General features: G+C 59.7%; 16 protein-coding genes. 9 read left to right on the top strand and 7 right to left on the bottom strand.

The window, feature by feature from the left end:
• Positions 1–2: 2 nt before the first annotated feature.
• The 5 genes from QPJ95_RS05970 to QPJ95_RS05950 are packed head-to-tail and all read left to right on the top strand — an operon-like array spanning position 3 to position 2,927.
• Entirely contained in the window at positions 3–449 is a 447-nt protein-coding gene (locus tag QPJ95_RS05970; RefSeq protein WP_270917806.1) for an HPr kinase/phosphorylase, read from the top strand.
• Positions 433–1,305, top strand: a complete 873-nt coding sequence (rapZ, locus tag QPJ95_RS05965; RefSeq protein WP_270917828.1) for an RNase adapter RapZ — start codon at positions 433–435, stop codon at positions 1,303–1,305. The genes QPJ95_RS05970 and rapZ overlap by 17 nt, the downstream gene beginning before the upstream one ends.
• A gap of 15 nt (positions 1,306–1,320) precedes the next feature.
• Positions 1,321–1,719 (top strand): PTS sugar transporter subunit IIA, encoded by a 399-nt coding sequence (locus QPJ95_RS05960; protein WP_270917807.1) that lies wholly within the window; start codon positions 1,321–1,323, stop codon positions 1,717–1,719.
• 9 nt (positions 1,720–1,728) lie between these two features.
• On the top strand, positions 1,729–1,998 hold the full coding sequence (locus tag QPJ95_RS05955; protein WP_270917808.1) for an HPr family phosphocarrier protein: 270 nt from the start codon (positions 1,729–1,731) through the stop codon (positions 1,996–1,998).
• Between the two features lie 35 nt (positions 1,999–2,033).
• The gene (locus QPJ95_RS05950) at positions 2,034–2,927 is read left to right on the top strand and encodes a lysophospholipid acyltransferase family protein (protein WP_270917809.1); all 894 of its coding nucleotides are present in this window, start codon (positions 2,034–2,036) and stop codon (positions 2,925–2,927) included.
• Positions 2,928–3,100: 173 nt separating this feature from the next.
• On the opposite strand, the gene QPJ95_RS05945 is transcribed toward QPJ95_RS05950, so the two are convergent.
• Positions 3,101–3,976, bottom strand: a complete 876-nt coding sequence (locus QPJ95_RS05945) for a 3-hydroxybutyryl-CoA dehydrogenase (RefSeq protein WP_270917810.1) — start codon at positions 3,974–3,976, stop codon at positions 3,101–3,103.
• Between the two features lie 168 nt (positions 3,977–4,144).
• On the opposite strand from QPJ95_RS05945, the gene QPJ95_RS05940 reads away from it, so the two are divergent.
• Complete coding sequence (locus QPJ95_RS05940; RefSeq protein WP_270917811.1) at positions 4,145–4,981, top strand: DUF6473 family protein; 837 nt, start codon at positions 4,145–4,147, stop codon at positions 4,979–4,981.
• A 92-nt stretch (positions 4,982–5,073) separates the two neighbouring features.
• Here QPJ95_RS05940 and QPJ95_RS05935 read toward each other — a convergent pair whose 3' ends face one another.
• From QPJ95_RS05935 to QPJ95_RS05910, 6 genes are all read right to left on the bottom strand, one after another.
• Entirely contained in the window at positions 5,074–6,003 is a 930-nt protein-coding gene (locus QPJ95_RS05935) for an electron transfer flavoprotein subunit alpha/FixB family protein (protein ID WP_270917812.1), read from the bottom strand.
• On the bottom strand, positions 6,003–6,761 hold the full coding sequence (locus QPJ95_RS05930) for an electron transfer flavoprotein subunit beta/FixA family protein (RefSeq protein ID WP_270917813.1): 759 nt from the start codon (positions 6,759–6,761) through the stop codon (positions 6,003–6,005). The genes QPJ95_RS05935 and QPJ95_RS05930 overlap by 1 nt, the downstream gene beginning before the upstream one ends.
• 289 nt (positions 6,762–7,050) lie before the next feature.
• Positions 7,051–7,623 (bottom strand): cob(I)yrinic acid a,c-diamide adenosyltransferase, encoded by a 573-nt coding sequence (locus QPJ95_RS05925; RefSeq protein WP_270917814.1) that lies wholly within the window; start codon positions 7,621–7,623, stop codon positions 7,051–7,053.
• Position 7,624: 1 nt separating this feature from the next.
• Positions 7,625–7,831, bottom strand: a complete 207-nt coding sequence (locus QPJ95_RS05920) for a twin transmembrane helix small protein (protein ID WP_270917815.1) — start codon at positions 7,829–7,831, stop codon at positions 7,625–7,627.
• A gap of 83 nt (positions 7,832–7,914) precedes the next feature.
• The gene (locus tag QPJ95_RS05915; RefSeq protein ID WP_270917816.1) at positions 7,915–8,745 is read right to left on the bottom strand and encodes an SDR family NAD(P)-dependent oxidoreductase; all 831 of its coding nucleotides are present in this window, start codon (positions 8,743–8,745) and stop codon (positions 7,915–7,917) included.
• Between the two features lie 44 nt (positions 8,746–8,789).
• Entirely contained in the window at positions 8,790–9,482 is a 693-nt protein-coding gene (locus tag QPJ95_RS05910) for an SH3 domain-containing protein (RefSeq protein WP_270917817.1), read from the bottom strand.
• 253 nt (positions 9,483–9,735) lie between these two features.
• Here QPJ95_RS05910 and parC point away from each other — a divergent pair, with 253 nt between their 5' ends.
• From parC to tuf, 3 genes are all read left to right on the top strand, one after another.
• Positions 9,736–12,084: a DNA topoisomerase IV subunit A gene (gene parC, locus QPJ95_RS05905; RefSeq protein WP_270917818.1), complete on the top strand. Its 2,349-nt coding sequence runs from the start codon at positions 9,736–9,738 to the stop codon at positions 12,082–12,084.
• 154 nt (positions 12,085–12,238) lie between these two features.
• Positions 12,239–12,838: a hypothetical protein gene (locus QPJ95_RS05900; protein ID WP_270917819.1), complete on the top strand. Its 600-nt coding sequence runs from the start codon at positions 12,239–12,241 to the stop codon at positions 12,836–12,838.
• Positions 12,839–12,971: 133 nt separating this feature from the next.
• Entirely contained in the window at positions 12,972–14,147 is a 1,176-nt protein-coding gene (tuf, locus tag QPJ95_RS05895) for an elongation factor Tu (protein ID WP_286018247.1), read from the top strand.
• Positions 14,148–14,232 lie beyond the last annotated feature (85 nt).

Here is a 14,232-nt window from a genome sequence, read left to right as displayed (position 1 = left end):
CGGTGGGCGGCATCGGTGATCTGTGCCTGCATGCAAGCTGTGTCTCGCTGGCTGGCAACGGATTGCTGATCCGTGGAGCCTCGGGCAGTGGTAAATCGACTTTGGCGCTGTCGCTGATGGCCCTGGGTGCGCGGTTGGTGGCGGATGACCGGGTGCTGCTCAGCCTGGAGCAGGGGCAGCTGATTGCCCGCGCCCCCGAGCCGATTGGCGGCTTGATCGAGGCCCGAGGTCTGGGCATCCTGCAGGCGGACCAGTGCAGCCAAACGACAATTTGCGCGGTGATCGATTTGGACATACCCGAGGTCGAGCGGCTGCCGCCAATCCGTACTGTCACGCTTTTGGGGCAGGTGGTGACACTGTTACACAGGCCTGATGCTGCCCATCTGGCGCCAGCTCTGCTACAATATCTCAAACGCGGACGACAGGACCCGGATGCAGGAACGCAGTGATACTTTGATGCCTTTGGTGCTGGTTACAGGCCCGTCTGGTGCGGGCCGGTCCAGTGCCATCAATGTGCTTGAGGATCTGGGCTTCGAGGCGATTGATAACCTGCCTCTGCGGCTGTTGCCGCGGCTGGTGATGACCGACAAAATGGACTCGCCGATGGCGCTGGGGCTGGACAGCAGAAACCGGGATTTCACCCCCGAAGCGCTGCTGGAGCTGATCTCGGTGTTTGAGGGCTATCAACATGTTGCGCTGACGGTGCTCTATCTGGATGCGAGGCCGGATGTCTTGTTGCGACGCTATTCGGAAACCCGTCGCCGTCATCCGCTGGCACCGGCCGAGACGCCTGAAATTGGCGTCACCCGTGAGCTGGACCTGATGCGCCCGATCCGCGAGCGGGCCGACATGTTGCTGGATACCTCGGACATGAATGTGCACCAGCTGAAGACCGAGATCGAGCATTGGTTCGCCCCCGGCGGCCGCTCACTGGCGCTGTCGGTGCAGAGCTTTTCTTACAAGCGGGGCATCCCGCACAGTGTCGATATGGTGTTCGACTGCCGCTTTCTGACCAATCCCTATTGGCAGCAGGATCTGCGCGGGCTGGACGGACGCGACCCGGCGGTGCAGGCACATGTCAGAACCGACCCGCGATACCGCGACTTCTTTGAGCGGGTGTTGGGGCTGACTCAAATGTTGCTGCCCGCCTATCGCGAAGAGGGGAAATCACACCTTTCAATCGCCTTTGGTTGCACCGGCGGGCAACATAGATCGGTGACATTGGCAGAAACACTGGCCAAGGCCCTTGCAGAAGATGGTCAGCAGGTGTCAATTAGACATCGCGAGCTGCAAGGCCAGCAGTAGAACAGAGAGGCCGGATTGATCGGGATTGTGATTGTCGCACATGGTGGACTTGCCAGGGAATACGTGGCCGCTGTGGAGCATGTTGTCGGTGAACTGCCGTCTCTGAGGGCGATATCCATCAGCCCAGAGGATGACCGGGACACCAAGCAAAGAGAGATCTGTACTGCTGCCAACGCGGTGGACAGCGGGTCCGGCGTTGTGGTGGTCACCGATCTGTTTGGCGGCTCGCCGTCGAACCTGAGCCTGCAGGCCTGCGCCCCGTCCAACCGTCGTATTCTATACGGTGCCAACCTGCCTTTGCTCATTAAGTTGGCAAAAACCCGCCACCTGCCAGTTGCTGATGCTGTCCGTCAGGCCATGGAAGCTGGTAAGAAATATATCAATTCGCAGAACATCAGCCCCGAGGCGGAGTAATCGATTTCGATGACGCAAAAAACACTCAAAATTGTGAATCAAAAAGGGCTGCATGCCCGGGCCTCGGCCCGGCTGGTCGAAGTGGTCGAAGGCTTTGACGCCTCGGCCGAGGTTTCACGCGATGGATTGTCGGCCTCGGGCGATAGCATTATGGGACTTTTGATGTTGGCAGCCTCAATGGGAACGACTATTGACGTCGAAACCTCGGGCCCGGACAGTGACGCATTGGCGCAGGCTCTGGAAACATTGGTGGCGGATAGGTTTGGCGAAGGCTTTTGAGCCGGACCCGCATTTGAGAAGACAGGAAGTGCGCTGTGGCGGATACCACTCAGAACAGGGACGACAACCGCATCCCGCAGGCGGGAGAGCAGGACGGCGAGATCTATAACCGCCGGGCGCTGACCTATGCCAATTCATTTGACGACCCCTGGACCTCATTTGCGATCCGGGCCATCGAATGGGCCACCGGCAAATTCACAATCCTGCGCATGGTCAGCAAGTTTGAAAAACACAATGCCGAGTTCCGGGGCCAGAAATTCTGGAGCGGCGCCTTGGAGATTATGGGGATCGAGCTGAAAACCCCAGCCGAGCAGTTGCAGAACATCCCCACCACAGGGCCTGTTGTGGTTGTCGCAAATCATCCCCACGGCATGGTCGACGGCATGGTGATTGCTGAACTGGTTGGGCGGGTGCGTCAGGATTACCGCATCCTGACCCGCTCGGTGCTGACGGGGCTGGACGAAGCGGCCACCTCGTTCATGATTCCGGTGCCGTTCCCGGACGACCCCGAGGCGCAGCGCAAGATGGTGGAAATGCGGGCCAAGGCGATGGCGCATCTGAAAGAGGGCGGCGTTGTTACCCTGTTCCCTTCGGGGGTGGTGATGGCGTCAGAGACCTGGTTTGGCCCGGCGCAGGAGGCCGAGTGGAATGTGTTCACCGCACAGATGATCCGCCGGTCGGGTGCAAAAGTTGTGCCGCTATATTTCCCCGGTAGCAATTCACGGGCCTATCAGATTGCCAACAAGATCTCAGCGGTGCTGCGCCAGGGGCTGCTGCTGCATGAAATTGTGCGGTCGTGCAATCGCCCACTATCCCCGGTCATTGGCGCAGTTGTGAGCGACGCGCAGATGGAACAATTGAAAAGTGACCCGCGCGGCTTCATGGCCTGGCTGCGGCAACACACACTGGCGCTGGGTGACAAGAGCTAAACCCAGAACTTGTAAGACCAGGTCTTGTAAGAAATGTGCGTCTGCGGCGCGCAGGCGAGTTTGCCTTAGATTTGGCCGCGGCGTCACGTGAAGATAGGGACTTTTCACGTGACGCGCTGTTTCAGTCGCACGTCTTCTGCGCCCAGAGACACAAAGGGATGGCAGCGCCAGGGTCAGCGGGTCGGAACCGGGGTCTCGCCGCGATAGTCGTAGAACCCGCGTTGGGTTTTACGGCCAAGCCAGCCGGCCTCGACATATTTGGTCAGCAGCGGGCAAGGCCGGTATTTGGTATCGGCAAGCCCGTCATGCAGCACGTTCATGATCGCCAGGCAGGTGTCCAGACCAATGAAGTCCGCCAGTTCCAGCGGCCCCATTGGGTGATTGGCGCCCAGTTTCAACGACAGGTCAATCGACTTCACCGAGCCAACACCCTCGTAGAGCGTATAGACCGCCTCGTTGATCATCGGCATCAGGATGCGGTTGACGATGAAGGCGGGGAAGTCTTCGGCGCTGGCGGCGGTCTTGCCCAGCCGCTCGACCACGCCGTGGCAGGCCGCGTAGGTTTCTTTATCGGTGGCGATGCCGCGAATCAGTTCGACCAGCTGCATCACCGGCACCGGGTTCATGAAGTGGAAGCCCATGAACCGCTCTGGCCTGTCGGTGCGCGACGCCAGTCGGGTGATGGAGATCGACGAGGTGTTCGAGGTCAGGATGGTATGGGGCTGCAAATGTGGCAGCAACGCATCGAAAATGGCCTGTTTTATGGTTTCCCGTTCGGTGGCGGCTTCGATCACCAGATCGGTCGCGCCGACGTCGGCCAGGGTTAATGTCGGGGTGATCCGGGCCATTGCGGCGGCCATTGACGCGGCCTCAATTTTGCCTTTGCTGACCTGACGGGCCATATTTTTCTCAATGGCTGCAATGGCATCGTCGAGGGCCTGCTGGTTAACGTCATTCAGAACAACATCATAGTCCGCCAGCGCCATCACATGGGCAATACCGTTGCCCATCTGTCCTGCTCCGATGATGCCGATTTTTTGGATGATCATGACTTGGGCCTTTCGGGTTGCCTGCGGCGCGATATTAGCGATTGGGTTGTGGCAGGTTCAAGTGGGATCGCACCGCATTTAAACAATTATTTAAGCGATTTTTAACATTAGCATTTTGGCAAGAGTCTCTCGTCACAGTGGGTCTTGGGTGAATAGTTGGTGGGAATTATGAGTTATGAACTGACCGGCGCGTCAGCGCTTTCGGACGAGCCATGCCGATATGGCAAATCAAAACTACTGGTGCGAGGCCCCCGCCGGGACCTCAACGCGCCGTATCTGGCCTTTATGGGCGGGACCGAGGTCTACGGGCGATTTGTGGTGCGCCCCTTTGTTTCCCGGCTCGAAGAGACGCTGGGGCGGCCCTGTGTCAACCTTGGCAGTATTAACGCCGGCCTGGACAGCTTTGTGCGGGACGACGATCTGAAGCAGGTGGCCCGCGGCGCTGATCTGACGGTGCTGCAGGTGCTGGGGGCGCAGAATATCTCAAACAGGCTGTACCGGGTGCATCCCCGGCGCAATGACCGGTTTTTGCAGGCCAGCGACGCGCTGTCCTCGTTGTACAGCGAGGTGGATTTTACCGAGTTCCATTTCAACAAGCATTTGCTGACCGGGCTGGAGGCCTGTTCCACCGATCGTTTTGGGGCCGTGCGGGCTGAGCTGGAGGCCGCTTGGGTGGCGCGGATGAGCCTGATGATCGACGATCTGGACGGGCGGGTTGTGCTGTTGTGGCTGCGCTATGAACTGGACAAAGGCGCCGAGGGCAGCAGCCCTCTGGGTCCTGAGCCGCCGCTGGTGGACTCCACGATGATTGACGCCCTGCGGCCCCGGGTGCAGGCGGTGATTGAGCTGCCGGTGCAGACTGCGGCGGTTGCAAATGACGTTGATGGGATGGTGCTGGGCGAGATGGATCTGCCCGCTGCCAGCCATATGATCGGCCCGATGGAGCATATGCGCATCGCCAACGCCGCTGCCGAGGGGCTGCGCAGGGTGCTGGCTGCCGACTGACAACGGGCCGCGTTACAGACAAAAGGCCCGCCGGTGATCGGCGGGCCTTTTGCTATCTGTGTAGGGTGCGTGCTGGCACGCACCGCGGGGGGTTAGCCCAGCTTTTCAGTCAGTTCCGGCACCGCCTGGAACAGATCGGCGACCAGGCCAAAATCAGCAACCTGGAAAATCGGCGCCTCTTCGTCTTTGTTGATGGCCACGATGATCTTGCTGTCCTTCATGCCGGCCAAGTGCTGAATGGCGCCTGAGATGCCAACTGCGACATATAGATCCGGGGCCACGACCTTACCGGTCTGGCCCACCTGCCAGTCGTTCGGGGCATAGCCCGAATCAACCGCAGCACGCGAGGCTCCCACGGCCGCGCCCAGCTTGTCTGCCAGCGCCTCGATCAGTTTGAAGTCCTCTTCGGAGCCAACACCGCGACCACCAGAGACAACCACACCAGCCGAAGTCAGCTCGGGGCGATCACTGGCTGCAACCTTGTCTTCGACCCAGGACGACAGGCCGGGATCGGTCACCGCACTGATGGTCTCAACCGAGGCCGAGCCACCATCGCCAGCCGCGTCAAAGGTCGAGGTCCGGAAGGAAATAACCTTGGTTGCGTCCTTCGATTTGACGGTCTGGATAGCGTTGCCCGCATAGATCGGACGCTCAAAGGTGTTGCCATCGACAACGCCGGATACATCAGAGATCACCATAACGTCCAGCAGGGCCGCGACGCGCGGCAGCACGTTTTTGGCATCCGTAGTGGCCGGGGCGACGATGTGCTCGTAGTCACCCGTCAGGCTGGCGATCAGCGCTGCAGTGGGTTCCGCCAAGCGGTGACCCAGCGAGGCATCTTCGGCCACCAGAACGCGGGCAACGCCAGCGATTTTGGCGGCGTCAGCAGCGGCGTCAGCGGCGGCAGCACCGGCGCAGAGCACGGTGATATCGCCTAAGGATCCCGCAGCGGTAACCGCTTTTGCAGTGGCATCCAGCGCCAGCGCGCCGTCGGTCACTTCAGCAAGGAGAAGAACAGCCATTACACAGCCCCCGCTTCTTTGAGTTTCTCGATCAGCTCGTCAACCGAAGCCACTATGATACCAGCAGCGCGGGTATCGGGCTCAATGGTCGACAAAATTTCCAGGCGCGGGGTGACATCAACGCCGTAATCTTCGGCGGTTTTGGCATCCAGCGGCTTGCGCTTGGCCTTCATGATATTGGGAAGGCTCGCGTAACGCGGCTCGTTCAGGCGCAGGTCAACGGTAATGATGGCGGGCATCGTCACCTTGAGGGTCTGCAAACCGCCGTCCACTTCGCGGGTGACCACCGCCGCGTCGCCGTCGATGTCCAGCTCCGAGGCAAAGGTGCCCTGGGACCAGCCCAGCAGCGCCGACAGCATCTGGCCGGTGGCATTCATGTCGTTGTCGATCGCCTGCTTGCCACAAAGAACCAGACCGGGCTGCTCTTCTTCGACAATCTTGGCCAGGATCTTGGCAACCGCCAGCGGCTCGATGTCGGTCTGCACATCGTCGGCAGCGACCACCAGAATGGCGCGGTCGGCACCCATCGCCAGAGCCGTGCGCAGGGTTTCCTGCGCCTGCTTGACACCGATCGAGACCGCGATGATCTCGTCAGCCTTGCCGGCCTCTTTCAGCCGGATCGCCTCTTCGACGGCAATCTCGTCAAAGGGGTTCATCGACATTTTGACATTGGCGAGATCGACACCGCTTCCGTCCGCTTTCACACGAACTTTCACGTTGTAATCAATCACGCGTTTGACAGGCACAAGTACCTTCATTTGCGTATCTCCTTAACAAACGGCGAGCCGTTCAAGCGACTCCCCCTCTATGCTCTCGCTGCGTTGATACCGACTGGTTCGCGACTGCAACAGGGCAAAATCGTCACATCAGTACACGCCGACGTCGCGTTTGATCATTTGCAGGCGTATCTTTGCAAGAATGTTTCCGATGCAAAACTGTCTGTCCCCCAGATACTCACCTCCAGCCGCAGACATCAGCGACCGGATGATTCCGTGAGCGACGCAAGCCAGATGATTCGAATTCACCTGGTGGTTTCGCAAAAGGGGATCAGCGGTTGGCGCCCGGCACCCAAAGCACATCGTCAGATCCATTGTTGTTGGCCACACGGGCCGCAACAAAGAACCAATCCGATAGCCGGTTAAGGTATTTCACGGCAGCTGGATTGACCTCTTCGCTACTGGCGAGATCGGTGGTCAGACGCTCGGCGCGTCGCGCCACGGTGCGGCAGACGTGCAGATGGGCGGACAGGGCGGATCCGCCCGGCAGCACAAAGCTGCGCAGCGGTGACAGGTCCTTGTTCATTCCGTCAATTTCGGCCTCTAGCCGGTCAACCTGGGACGCCGCCATGCGCAGCGGCGGATATTCGGCCGTGGCATCCTGCTCCATATCCGGGCGGCACAGATCGGCGCCAAGATCGAACAGGTCGTTCTGAATGCGTGCCAGTGCCGCATCCATATCTTCATGGGCGTCCTGACGGGCCACTCCGACAAAGGCGTTCAGCTCGTCCGAGGTGCCATAGGCATTGACGCGGGCGGCATGTTTGGCGACGCGTTTGCCATTGCCAAGCGCGGTGTCGCCCTTGTCGCCGGTGCGGGTGTAGATCTTGTTCAGAACAACCATGTTACTGGCCTCCCTGGTTCCGCAAATAGACGTAGGCAAGGATCAGCAGTACGGCAATAAACTGAAACAGCAGCCGCAGCCGCATCATCTTGTTGCCGTGTTTCTTGTTGAATTCGCCGCCCTTGCCGTAGCCTGCGATGCCGATGACCAGTGCCACAACCACGGCAGCCATTGCTGCAACAACCAGATAGAAAAGTGAATCAGCCATGACGCCCTCGTGATCTGTGAAATTCTTAGCTTTGGTCTAGCGCGCGTGCACTGAGAAAGCGACCTTGAAAACGCTCCCGGTTTTTAGCGCAGCTTTGCCAGAATGCGATCGGTGGCCCGGGTGGTCAGGATGCGCTTTAGAATGCCGCCGATGTGGGTCGGCGTGGTGACATAATATCGCGGGTTTGGGCGGCGCGATTCGCAGGCATGGATCAGCTTTTTGGTCACGGCCGAGGCGGGCAGCTCAAAGGTATCAGGCCCCGTGCTTTGGTATAACCGTTTCAGCAGGCTGCTTTCATACAGCTCACGCAGGGCCGAGTTTTTCCAATCGATAAACCGTTCAAAATGCGGGATTGAATTGACCCGGATCTTTGATGTCACCGGGCCGGGTTCGATCAGCACCACATGGATACCAGTGCCGCGCAGTTCGACCCGCATGGTATCGGTCAGACCCTCGATGGCATATTTGGTGGCGACATAGGCGCCGCGCCACGGAAAGGCGACCAGCCCCAGGATTGACGAATTCTGCACAATGCGGCCGTGGCCCTGGGCCCGCATCACCGGGATCACCTGGCGAGTCAGCTCATGCCAGCCAAAGAAATTGGCCTCGAATATCACCCGCAACGCCTCGGTTGGCAGGTCTTCGACCGCGCCGGGCAGCCCGTGTGCGCCGTTGTTGAACAGCGCATCAAGGGTGCCGCCGGTTGCGGCGAGAACCTGTTGCAGGCCTGCGGTGATGGTGTCGGGTTGGGTGTAGTCAATAAGCGGGCTTTCAAAGCCCTCGGCGCGCATCCGGTCGCAATCGCGCTGCTGGCGGCACGAGGCAAACACGGTCCAGCCACGCGCCCGCATGCCGCGCGCAGCGTCCAGACCAATCCCCGAGGAACAGCCTGTAATCAGAATGGTCTTTTGCATCAACGTCTCTTTACCTGAACAAAACCGGAATAACTCAGCCTTGTTTATGGGCGTTTCTTGCTGATCAGGGAAGCGGCAATCCAACCGGTCTGATCATCTTCGACCACTCGCAGGTGCAGCCAGCCGGTGCCGCTGTCTTTCAGAACTTCAACAGCCGTATCCCGGTTCAATTTGGTCACCACCGGATAAAGAGTGCCGGGGCCGCCGCGCATGTTGACGCGACTGGCGGTGACCTGACGCAAATCTGGGACCGGGTCCCGCGGCAGCGATCGATTGACCTGAACATCCGAGAGTACCTGACTGCTGGCCAGCGGCGCCAGCCCGCCGGACAGCGAGGCCAGCTGGACTGCGCTGTCGTCGGTTGGGGGGGCTGGCCCAGTCCCAGCCTCAGTCCCAGCCCCAGTCAGCCCAAAGCCAAATGACGTCTCACCCAGCGCGGCGATCTGTGCCAATGCGACTCTGGATCGCTGTTCGGGATCCGCCGCAGGTCGCGCAGGCTGGCTGGCAGCAATTGCGGTGCTGCGGCGCAGGGTGGCCGGTTGTCTGGGTTGAATGACCGGCTTGGTAACCAGCGACGCCGCCGTCACGTGCTGATCGCGAATCGGCTGCCGCTTGGCCGTGGCCGTGGCGATGGCGATGGGCTCGGGTCTTATGGGGGGTGAAAAACCGGCGCCGCCGCTCAGCTCGTAGAAGGTCCAGCCCATGAACAAGAAAGAAACCATCACAAAACGCGACATGACACCTAACCCTCCGGAACGTGTTTTTACGGCAACAAAGCAAAAATGAAACTCGCCAGCAGAGTGCCGACTGGGGTGTAACGTAGCGCAGATTGATTGCTTGGAAACAGGGGAGAGTTGGCGAAATTCTCCCCCGGTGCGGAATGCCCGGGTGGGGGGCTCCCCAAGGTCACCCGGACGGGGAAGGCCCCAGACCAAAGGAATTTTGCCGCAGCCGCTTTACCAACATCCACCGGCCAAGTATCACCGTTGCATGACCGATCTGGTAGACCCCACCGACTTGCCCTCTTCTCCTGATGGAGGCGAGATCCTGGAACCGCTGCGCCGCGCCATTGGCGAGCGCTATCTGACCTATGCGCTCAGCACGATTATGCACCGGGCCTTGCCGGATGCGCGCGATGGTCTGAAGCCGGTGCACCGCAGAATCCTCTATGCGATGAGCCGACTGCGGCTGACATCAACAGGTGGCTTTCTGAAGTCGGCCAAGATTTCGGGCGATACCATGGGGGATTTCCACCCGCATGGCGATGCCGCGATCTATGATGCAATGGCGCGTCTGGCGCAGGATTTTAGCGTTCGCTACCCGCTGGTTGACGGCCAGGGCAACTTTGGCAACATCGACGGCGATAACCCGGCGGCCTCGCGCTATACCGAAGCGCGGATGACCTTTGTCGCCGAGGCGATGCTGCAAGGCCTGACCGAGAACGCGGTGGATTTTCGCGACAATTATGATGGCCGCCTGACCGAACCGGTGGTGCTGCCGGCCACCTTTCCCAATATTCTGGCCAATGGGTCGTCGGGCATTGCGGTGGGGATGGCGACCAATATCCCGCCCCATAACATTGCCGAGCTGATCGACGCCTGCCTGCATCTGATCAAGACACCTGAGGCCGGTGACGACAGCCTGCTGAAATATGTGCCGGGCCCCGATTTCCCCACCGGAGGCATCATCGTTGAGCCGCCGGAAAACATCGCGCAGGCCTACCGCACTGGCCGTGGCTCGTTCCGGCTGCGCTGTAAATATGAGGTCGAGGATCTGGGCCGTGGTCAGTGGCAGATCGTGGTCACCGAGATCCCGTATCAGGTGCCAAAATCCAGGCTGATCGAAAAGGTCGCCGAGCTGATCCAAACCAAGAAGGTGCCGATTCTGGGCGATATCCGCGATGAATCCGCCGAGGACATCCGGGTAGTGCTGGAGCCGCGCTCCAAGAACGTCGATCCCGAAGTGCTGATGAACATGATGTACCGCAATTCGGATTTCGAGGTGCGGTTCTCGATGAACATGAATGTGCTGATTGATGGGGTCACCCCCAAGGTCTGCTCGATGAAAGAGGTGCTGCGCGCCTTTCTTGATCACCGTCGCGACGTGCTGCAGCGCCGCTCAATATACCGGATGGAAAAGATCGACCACCGGCTTGAGGTGCTGGCCGGCTTTATCATCGCCTTCCTCAATCTGGACCGGGTGATTGAAATTATCCGCTACGACGACGACCCCAAGGCGGCGCTGATGCGCGAAGACTGGGATCGCGACCATCCACGGGTGCTGGTCGAGGCTGATTATGTCTCGCCGGTTGCAGGTCCGGGCGAGCTGACCGAGGTGCAGGCCGAGGCCATCCTGAACATGCGGTTGCGCTCCCTGCGCCGTTTGGAAGAAATCGAACTGGTCCGGGAACGTGATGAGTTGCGCGACGAGCGGGCCGGGCTGGTGGAACTGCTGGCCTCGGACGACTTGCAATGGAAGACTATCTCCGCACAGTTGAAAGAGACCAAGAAAAAGTTCGGCAAGACCTATGCTGGCGGCGCCCGCCGGACCAAATTTGCCGAGGCCGGTGAGGTCGAGGAGGTGCCGCTGGAGGCGATGATCGACCGCGAGCCGATCACCGTGGTGTGCAGCCAGATGGGCTGGATCCGGGCGATGACCGGCCATATCGACCTGACCCGCGAGCTGAAGTTCAAGGATGGCGATGGCCCCCGGTTTGTTTTCCACGCGGAAACCACTGACCGGCTGCTGGCCTTTGGCAGCAATGGCCGGTTCTATACGATCAGCGCCGCCAATCTGCCCGGTGGACGTGGCATGGGCGAACCCCTGCGGCTGATCGTGGACCTGCCCAACGAAGTTGAAATCGTCGATCTGTTCATTCACCACCCCGAGGGCAGATTGCTGGTGGCCTCGATGGCTGGCAATGGCTTTATCTGTGCCGAAAAAGAGATCGTCGCCCAGACCCGCAGTGGCAAACAGGTGCTGAATGTCAAAGGCGACGACCGCGCCAAGATCTGTGTGCCGGTGGTCGGTGATCACGTTGCGGTGGTGTCTGAAAACGGCAAGTTCCTGGTGTTCTCGGTCGAAGAAATGCCCGACCTGACCCGTGGCAAGGGCGTGCGACTGCAGAAGTACCAAATGGCGCGTGGCAAGCAGGGTGCGCTGGAACTGGATGGCGGCCTCAGCGATATCACCACATTCAACTGGGATGCCGGACTGAGCTGGGAAATGGGCGGCGGCAAAACCCGCCATGAACAGGATCTGAGCCAATGGCTGGGCAAGCGCGCCGGTGTAGGCAAGCGCCCCCCGCATGGCTTCCCGCGCAGCTACAAATTTGATTGATGACAGCGACGGACCTGCGGCTGCTCAGTGGCGGACCTGTGGCTGCTCTGCCACCGGCGGCAGCCGCTCCGGTGGCGGCGGGGTGTCGCGCTTTACCCAACCACAGATCACAGTCTATCAGTTCAGCATTGAATTTTCAAAAAGAGACTGACCCATGATCCGAATTCTTGCATTTTTGACCACATTTGCCGTGCTGGCCGCCTGCACCCCGGCAACGCCGGACGAACCGCTCGAGGATCTCGGGGCCTTTTCACTGGGGCATAACATCGTTGTGGCCTCCAAAATGCAAGTGGTGCCCGGGTCGCGCGACGCCACAAAAGAAGAGTGGGCGGAGGTGATGACCAGCGAAGTCGACGCCCGGTTCGCCCGCTATGAGGGACCGCAGCTCTATCATTTTGGCATCAGCATCGAGGGTTTTTTCCTGGCCCCTCCCGGCATTCCGATTGTGCTTAGTCCAAAATCGGTGCTGGCGGTCAATGTGACGGTTTGGGATGACGCGGCCGGGACCAAGCTGAACTCGGAGGTGAAAACCTTCACCGTATTTGAAACCACATCGGCGGATAGTTTTCTGGTGGGGTCGGGGCACGCCCGCAGCCGCGAACAACAGCTGCGCGGGCTGGCCCGCAACGCGGTGGGGCAGATCGAAGAGTGGATGTTGGAGCAGCATCAGGAAAGCGGCTGGTTTGACGCGGCTGCAGATGCGGCTGAGGTGGAGCCGGCCGAGGTTGAGCTGGACCCGGCGGCCCCCAGCTAAAGGGCTGGCCTGCGGGCCGTCCTCAAGGTTTCATTTCCGAACGGCTTGATCTCTGTGCGCAAAGGCACTATGTCGCCCGCGACAATGAACAGGGTCGACTGCCGATCCCATATACCAAAAGGGCGCCTAGATCATGGCTAAGGAAAAGTTCGAACGTAACAAACCACACGTCAACATCGGCACCATCGGCCACGTTGACCACGGCAAAACCACGCTGACCGCAGCGATCACCAAATATTTTGGTGACTTCAGAGCCTATGACGAGATCGACGGCGCACCGGAAGAAAAAGCCCGTGGCATCACCATCTCGACCGCCCACGTCGAGTATGAAACCGACGCCCGTCACTATGCTCACGTTGACTGCCCCGGCCACGCCGACTACGTCAAGAACATGATCACCGGTGCGGCTCAGATGGATGGCGCCATCCTGGTGGTGAACGCGGCTGACGGCCCGATGCCACAGACTCGTGAGCACATCCTGCTGGGTCGCCAGGTTGGCATTCCCTACATGGTTGTCTACATGAACAAGGTCGATCAGGTCGACGACGAAGAACTGCTGGAACTGGTGGAAATGGAAATCCGCGAGCTGCTGTCTTCCTATGAGTACCCTGGCGACGACATCCCGGTAATCCCTGGTTCGGCTCTGGCCGCCATGGAAGGCCGCGACAATGAAATCGGCGAAGATTCGATCCGCAAGCTGATGGCTGCGGTTGACGAATACATCCCGACTCCTGAGCGCGCCATCGACCAGCCGTTCCTGATGCCGGTGGAAGACGTGTTCTCGATCTCCGGTCGTGGCACTGTTGTGACTGGCCGTATCGAGCGTGGCGTCATCAACGTTGGCGACGAAATTGAAATCGTTGGCATCCGCGACAACAAGAAAACCACCTGTACCGGTGTTGAAATGTTCCGCAAGCTGCTGGACCGTGGTGAGGCTGGCGACAATGTTGGCGTATTGCTGCGCGGTGTTGACCGGGACGGCGTTGAGCGCGGTCAGGTTCTGTGTAAGCCTAAGTCGGTTCTGCCACACACCAAGTTCGAAGCTGAGGCCTATATCCTGAACAAGGAAGAAGGCGGTCGTCACACCCCGTTCTTCGCCAACTACCGTCCTCAGTTCTACTTCCGGACTACAGACGTTACTGGTACCGTTGTTCTGCCCGAGGGCACAGAAATGGTAATGCCAGGCGACAACCTGAAGTTCAACGTTGAGCTGATCGCCCCCATCGCCATGGAAACCGGCCTGCGCTTCGCCATCCGCGAAGGCGGCCGTACCGTTGGCGCTGGTGTGGTGTCAAAAATCATCGAGTAATTTGGTGTAGGGTGCGTGCTCGCACGCACCATTTTCCACGATTATGAAAGGGCTGCCTCTGGGCGGCCCTTATCTTTTTTCAACG

It is taken from the genome of Parasedimentitalea psychrophila, assembly GCF_030285785.1.
GTDB classification, from domain to species: domain Bacteria; phylum Pseudomonadota; class Alphaproteobacteria; order Rhodobacterales; family Rhodobacteraceae; genus Parasedimentitalea; species Parasedimentitalea psychrophila.
This window is presented reverse-complemented; position numbering and strand designations above follow the sequence as displayed.